The sequence below is a fragment of the Bifidobacterium jacchi genome (assembly GCF_009078285.1).
In the GTDB taxonomy this organism is placed as follows: Bacteria; Actinomycetota; Actinomycetes; order Actinomycetales; family Bifidobacteriaceae; genus Bifidobacterium; species Bifidobacterium jacchi.
Map to the genome: position 1 here is coordinate 25,573 of NZ_RQSP01000024.1, position 6,000 is coordinate 31,572.

Genomic DNA, 6,000 nt, shown 5'->3' on the forward strand with positions numbered 1-6,000 from the left:
CCACTTCATGACCGTCCCACGCCCACTTCATGACCGCGGCAACTGCCATAATTGACCATTATCACCGGCCGCCAACCGTCGAGGGGGAATCATGGACGAGTACACCGGCATTGCATCGCCGCATCAGGCGCCACCGCACACGCACGATACGCACGATACGCACAATTCACAGGATACGTATGCCGGCATCCAATCCGATAGCGCCCAGTCAACCCCCAACCAACCCGGCATTGAGCAACCCGCACAGCCGCCCACGCAGCCACCCGCACAGCCACCCACCGGCCCGCGATTCGTCGCCCCGCGGCGTTCCGGCGCTCAGATGCTGCTGCTGTGGGTCGGCGTGACGCTGCTGATGTTCGGCGTGGTCGCCTTGGCGTCCCTTGCGTACGCATTCGGCGAGATGGGCCGAATCCTTATGATCGGCATCATCGGCGCGCTCGCACTGGCCGCCGCGATTGCGCTGACCGGCCGGCTGCGGTCCACCGCCGAAGGTTTGACGTGGGCGGGATTGCTCGCATGGTCGGTCGATGCGGTGCTCATCGGCGGCTTGGAATCGGTCGACAAAGCCGATCTGACGGGCGTGGTCACCGGCGGGATTCTGCTGGCGATCACAGCCGTTTCGCTGGCATTGCATGCGATCACAAGTCGTGCTGCCGCATCCGCCGACGCCCCGCTGCGCGCATACTCGCTCTTTGCCGCCGGGGCGCTGCCGGTCGCGTTTTCCGTCGCTCTGGACCCGCCGCACACGCCTATGATCGTCGCGGATGTGCTGATCATCGGTGCACTGGCGATCCTCGGCGGCATTGCCTGCGCGCCGCGTGCGCTGCACGGCGATGCACAATCCGCGCGCTCCGGCACACAATCCGAACGATTCGGCACGCAGCGCGCGATCACCGCCATCGTCTCCACGCTGCTGCTCATGGTCTTCGTCATCGGTGTCTACGATGCGACCGATCCCGCGCGCCGCATCGCCGCGACCGTCGGTTTCGTGCTGATGCTCGCGTTCGTCGTGCTGGCGTGGATGAGCGATGTTCCGCGCCGCATCGCGCCACGCAGTTCATCATCCGCATACCAGCCGCAGCCGCTGCCGCATCCGTATGCGCCTTCGCCGGCATCCGCGGCATTCGTCACTCGCGATCCATACTCCCAACAATCCACGTATCCGCCGGTGCCCGCGAAGCCGCAGCCGAGACCGCCGCAGAACACGATTCGCTGGACGGTCGGTCTCATTGCCGCGGTGACGACCGTCACACTGTCGTTCACGACGCGCTGGCCCGACACCGCGACGATGCCGCCGGACGTGTTCTGCGCGCTGTTCGGTGCCGCGGCGCTGGCGGCCGGCATCCGTCAGATGATGCTTCGCCGCGATCTGCGCAGCTGGGCGGCGTTGTGGCCGGGGTTGGCGTTTCTGCTCGTCGCACCGCTATTGGAGACCTGGAATCCGCTCATAGCGCCGTCCACGATTCGTGTGGCGCTGTTGTTCGTCGCGGCGTTGGCGGCATTGCTGGCCGGTGTGGCGGTGGGCTGGCAGGCGCCGACCGTCATGGGGGCGGTTGTGCTCGTCGTGCACGCGTTCTCGCAGTTGTGGCCGTGGATCGCCGCGTTCTCGCGTGACTTCTGGTGGGCGTGGCTGATCGTCGCCGGTCTGCTGCTGATCGGTGTGGCGGCACGCTACGAGGCGAGCGTCGGTTCCATGCGATCGTTCGGGCAGCGTATCAGTCAGATGCGCTGAGGAGGAATCCCAATTACCACCGGCCGGCGATCGCGGTACCGCAGTCGGGGCAATGACCGTCGCCGCCATGCGCGGCGGACAGGCGGTCGGCGACGATCCGGTACCAGTCGCGCTCCACCAGCGCGGCATGGCAATCCGGATTCGGGCAGTATGTGGTGTCGCCGTCGCGATCATGCACGTTGCCGGTGTACACGTAGCGCAGCCCTTCGTCGATCGCGATCGCGCGCGCTTTGGTCAACGTCGCGAACGGGGTCGGCGGCACGTCCTGCATCCTCCAGGCCGGATGGAACGCGGAGAAGTGCAATGGCACGTCCGAGCCCAGATGATCGCGAATCCAAGCGCATTCGGCATGCAGCTGGGCATCGTCGTCATTGAGCCCGGGGATGAGCAGCGTGGTGAGTTCCACCCACACATGCCCGCCGTCCGGGGTGCGCGCCTCGTTGACCGCGTAGTCGATGGTGTCGAGCACGTCGGCCAGATGCGTGCCGGTGATTTTCCAGTAGAAGTCCTCGGTGAAGCCCTTCAGGTCGATGTTCGCCGCATCCATCGCCGCGTAGAAGTCCGGACGCGCCGCCGCGCTCATGTATCCGGCGGTCACGGCGATCGGGTGAATGCCAAGCTCGCGGCAGGCGGCCGCCGTGTCGATCGCGTACTCGGCGAACACGATCGGATCATTGTAGGTGAACGCCACCGCATCGATGCCGCGATCATGGGCGACGCGCGCAATCCTGCCAGGACCCGCCTCGACGCCGAGCCGGTCATAGTCGCGGGCGCGCGAGATGTCCCAGTTCTGGCAGAACCGGCATCCCGAATTGCAGCCCGCCGTGCCGAAGCTCAGCACGCTTGAACCGGGATGGAAATGGTTCAACGGCTTCTTTTCCACCGGATCGACGGCGAATCCCGAGCTGCGGCCATACGTGTCGCAGACGATGGTGCCGTTGTGATTCGATCGCACGAAGCAGAAGCCGCGCTGTCCGGGGCGCAGCACGCAGCGACGCGGGCACAGCTCGCAGCGCGCGCGTCCGGTGCCGTCATCGAAGCGCGTCTGCCAGCGGCCGAGCGCACGGGCATTCATCGTACGATCATCGGCCGCGCGACCAGTGATCGTGCGATCGGCAGCAGTATGATCGGCGATACGATGATCTGCAACGGTCCGATCGGCAATGTCAGCGTTCGGCATAGGCCGTCACCTCGTAGCGTTCGCACGCGATTTCGCCGTCCGACCAGTCGAGGTTCGCAGCCAGTCCAGCCTTGGCGAGCAGATGCGAGACGAAATCATGCGGGATGGGCAGCTGCTCCCACACCTGCGGAAGGAACGTCGCACGGCGATGGCGTCCGCCACGCTCTTCGAGGATGAGGCCATCCCTGCCGGGTCTGAGCGCGCGTTCCAGCTCGTTGCGGGATTGCACCGGGCGCGTCACCGGTTCGCCGGCCTTCATGCCGTCGTCCCCGGGCCGCTGTTGGGGAGTCACGGCCTCGATCGGCTCGGGCCTGCCCAACACCGACACCTCCACGTCGATGAGCGGATATTCCGCCGCTGTGATCGGGTCGAAGCGCGGATCGCGGCTGGCGGCGTCGACCGCGTGATCGGCCACGTCATCGCCAAGCGATCTGTACGCCTCAAGCGTGCCGATGCAGCCGCGAAGACGTCCGTTCTCGGTCAGCGTCACGAAGCTGGCTCCCGGCTCGCGCAGCCACGGATGTCGTGCGATGATCGTCTCGACCGCGTCGTCTGACGGCTCGTCGATGCCGAGATGTTCGCGTATCGACGCGCGCGCGAGGTTCAACAGGACCTCGCCCCGCCGTTCGGTTTCGGATTCTGATTCGACTCTGGTACCGGATTGTGGTCTGGCTTCGGTTTCGATGGATTGCGCGGGAGTCGTCGTCCGTCGATCGGCGCCGCGCGCCACCGCCGGGTGATCGCCGACGTCGGCAGCGTCGCCGTCGGTGCCGGCGGCATGCTGCCAGACGGCGAACGAGGCGTACCCCACCACCGGCTCGTCGGGATCGCGCATGTCAGGCCGCGACTGGCCGGCGAGCGCCACCGCGCCGTCGTCACCGGACGTGCTGCGTCCCAACAGCCGCAGATCGAAGCTCGGTTCGCAGCCGGGCTCAGCGCGACGCTCGTTGCCGTCGTCATGCACGATGCCGGCCGCTCGGTCAGCACCAGCCACTCGGTCAACGCCGACCGCAGCACCGGCATCGCGGCGACCGGGCTGGACTGGCCGGCCGGGCTGGATTGGCCGACCGGGCTGGTCGGCGCGCGATTGCAGCTCTACGGCCAGCCCTGCGACCAGTACATCCAGCAATCCGTTGATCGGATACGCCCCGCAGGCGCGCCGGGGATGAATCGGCTTCTGCGGGTGCGCAATGGCTTCGATGGTCGCGTCATCGAGCTGCCGAGCGTACGCTTCGGGATGATAATGCGACAGGTCGGAGCTGATGACGATCACCGTCTCGGGGCCGCCCCACAAGGCGCGCAGCACGTCGCCCACCTCGCGCGGCGTGGCATCGCCGGCGTTCAGCGGCACGATGGTCAGGTCGTGGCCGATCACGGTCTGCAGGAACGGTATCTGCACCTCCACCGCGTGTTCGCGCTCATGCGTGGGATCGTTGACGATCATCGCCGGTGCGGGAGCGTCGGAGCGCGCGCTCATGCCGGAACGCAGCGGCTCGCCGTCCGACGACATGCCCAGCGCTGCGCGTTCGCCGTCCACATCCACCGGCACCACGCCCAGCGGCGTGGCGAACGCGGCCGCCGTCGAGCAGGCGATGCCTCGCACGGCCACGCGATGCGTCGGTCCGACGATCACCGCACGTTTCACTGTGCCGTGCCCGCGTTCGAGCAGTGCATAGGCGAGCGCCGCCGTCGTTCCCGAGTACACATAGCCCGCATGCGGCACGATCACCGCCTTCGGGCACCCGTTCGGAAGCGTCGGCTCCAACCGACGCAGCAGTGCGCGGCCGTAGTCAAGCTGTGCATCGATCAGATGCCTGAGCGATGCACGATCCGCCGGATAAAACGCCCCCGCAACCGCAGCCGGGCGCACTGTTCCGTTGACAGCGGCACTCGTATCGCCGACCTCGTCGCTGCCGCGATCGCTGCCATGATCGCCGACATGACCTTGTTCATCCATCATCATGACCACCACCCCCTGCTTCCATGGTAGTCATGGGGCAGTCGCAGCCAGGCAGCGGTCACGTCAGCTCCGTGCGGATACCCCTTCCAATCGCAACGCCTGACGCATGTCCATGATCCCGGCTTCAGCCTCCCACAAACGGCCGTCGTATGCGGCTCCGCCGCCGCGCACCTCCAGTTCGAGACCAGTGCGCGCGACCGTATACCAGTGAAGCGCACGCTCATAGTCCAACCCACAGCCGCACGCGTTCGCATATGCGTGTCCTAGTCGGAGCGCGGCGCTTCCCCAGATGCGCGGCGACTGGTTGCGTCCGTGCCGATACGCTTTGAGAAACATGTTGAGCGCCTGCGCATCGTCGGCCGTGCATCCCCTGCCTTCCGTCAGCATGTCGCCAAGCTTGTAGCATCCTTCGGCCACACCCGCTTCAGCCGCATGACGGAAGCATTCGTATGCCAGCACATCCGTATCCGGTTTCGCCGGAACTACGCCGTAATTGTCGAAATACGAGCGATAGTACCGTCCTTCGCAACGGTCATAAGAGTAGACATAGCCCAGACACAGCCATCCAATGGGATGCCCTCGCCCCGCCGCATGCCGATACAGGATCTCCGCAGCCCTGAAGCAGTCGATGCGCGACTGCCTGTCCTCGGAGTTGGTATAACCCATTCCTTCCTCGTAGTACATGCCGCCGTATTGCAGAGCATCATGCCCGTCCGGGTCGCTGACATCCGCCACATGGCAGAAATCATCCTCGGCAGTGCCCGCGTTGTAGAACGGCACGCCCTCGTCCACGTCATCCGCATGACCGATACCCACAGGATCGATCTCCTCATACTCATAGTCCGGATAGCAGGCGATCCGGTCCCGGCCGAGCGTCCCGTCCGCGTCCCTCACGGGAATGGTGATGAACAGCAGCGGCAGGATGGGGCCGATCACCGGATCGTCATAAAGGAAATACACGTCGCCGCCATCGAATTAGCATTCACCCTTCTTGATAAGCTTGGTATGAATCCCATGGACGTGTTGGAGAGGCTGGGAATTAGCATTCACCCTTCTTGATAAGCTTGGTGAGGGATGGCCGCATACCCGCGAACAGCTGGGAATTAGCATTCACCCTTCTTGATAAGC

At 65.4% G+C, this 6,000-nt stretch carries 4 protein-coding genes and 1 CRISPR repeat array (1 of these 5 only partly in view); of the genes, 1 reads left to right on the forward strand and 3 read right to left on the reverse strand.

Annotation, left to right across the window (positions count from 1 at the left end; all coding sequences use genetic code 11):
* The first annotated feature begins 91 nt into the window (after positions 1-91).
* Positions 92-1,732 (forward strand): SCO7613 C-terminal domain-containing membrane protein, encoded by a 1,641-nt coding sequence (locus EHS19_RS07230; protein ID WP_151917102.1) that lies wholly within the window; start codon positions 92-94, stop codon positions 1,730-1,732.
* 13 nt (positions 1,733-1,745) lie between these two features.
* Here the strand turns inward: EHS19_RS07230 and amrS are convergent, their stop codons facing one another.
* The 3 genes from amrS to EHS19_RS11400 are packed head-to-tail and all read right to left on the reverse strand — an operon-like array spanning position 1,746 to position 5,832.
* Positions 1,746-2,912 carry an AmmeMemoRadiSam system radical SAM enzyme gene (gene amrS, locus EHS19_RS07235; protein WP_151917103.1) on the reverse strand — a complete coding sequence of 389 codons (1,167 nt, stop codon included), beginning with the start codon at positions 2,910-2,912 and terminating at the stop codon, positions 1,746-1,748.
* Positions 2,899-4,875 carry an AmmeMemoRadiSam system protein B gene (amrB, locus tag EHS19_RS11395; protein WP_241677143.1) on the reverse strand — a complete coding sequence of 659 codons (1,977 nt, stop codon included), beginning with the start codon at positions 4,873-4,875 and terminating at the stop codon, positions 2,899-2,901. Before amrB ends, amrS begins: the two co-directional genes overlap by 14 nt.
* A 60-nt stretch (positions 4,876-4,935) precedes the next feature.
* Positions 4,936-5,832 (reverse strand): tetratricopeptide repeat protein, encoded by an 897-nt coding sequence (locus tag EHS19_RS11400; protein WP_241677144.1) that lies wholly within the window; start codon positions 5,830-5,832, stop codon positions 4,936-4,938.
* 7 nt (positions 5,833-5,839) lie between these two features.
* A CRISPR array of direct repeats spans positions 5,840-6,000; the repeat unit is 36 nt; unit sequence GCTGGGAATTAGCATTCACCCTTCTTGATAAGCTTG (it continues 234 nt past the right edge of the window).